At 65.6% G+C, this 395-nt stretch carries 1 protein-coding gene; it reads left to right on the top strand.

Annotated elements, in window-relative coordinates; translation table 11 throughout:
* Nucleotides 1-145 precede the first annotated feature (145 nt).
* Nucleotides 146-395: DUF2069 domain-containing protein (locus GPA27_RS28670; protein ID WP_169143763.1), on the top strand; the 250-nt coding region annotated here is incomplete at its 3' end.

Below are 395 nucleotides of genomic sequence, written 5' to 3'. Positions count from 1 at the left end.
GGCCCAGGTGGTCCTCGCGGAAGCGCTCACGCAGCGTCTGGGCCGTGGTCTTCCAGGGGAAGTGCGACAGCTCATTGATCAGCGCCTCGGTGCGCGAGCCGACTGTCTGTAGGGAAAGAGGCATGGCCGATATGATGCCACCCCAATGACTGCCTCCCCCGCCAACTCTCTCCCACCGTCCGACAGCGGTGTCGCCGCCACCCGCTGGCTTGCCGCTGGCAGCCTGCTCGCCCTGATTGTTCTGTGCCTGGCCTGGGAGCTGGTGCTGGCCCCAGTCAGGCCTGGCGGCTCATGGTTGGCCATCAAGGCACTGCCGCTGTGCATCCCGCTGGCGGGCATCCTGAAGAACCGCATGTACACCTACCGCTGGGTCAGCCTGGTCATCTGGCTGTATT

It is taken from the genome of Aromatoleum toluolicum (genome assembly GCF_012911005.2).
Taxonomy (GTDB): domain Bacteria; phylum Pseudomonadota; class Gammaproteobacteria; order Burkholderiales; family Rhodocyclaceae; genus Aromatoleum; species Aromatoleum toluolicum.
The sequence above is the reverse complement of the archived record's forward strand: the minus strand, read 5'-3'. Positions and strand labels throughout refer to the sequence as shown.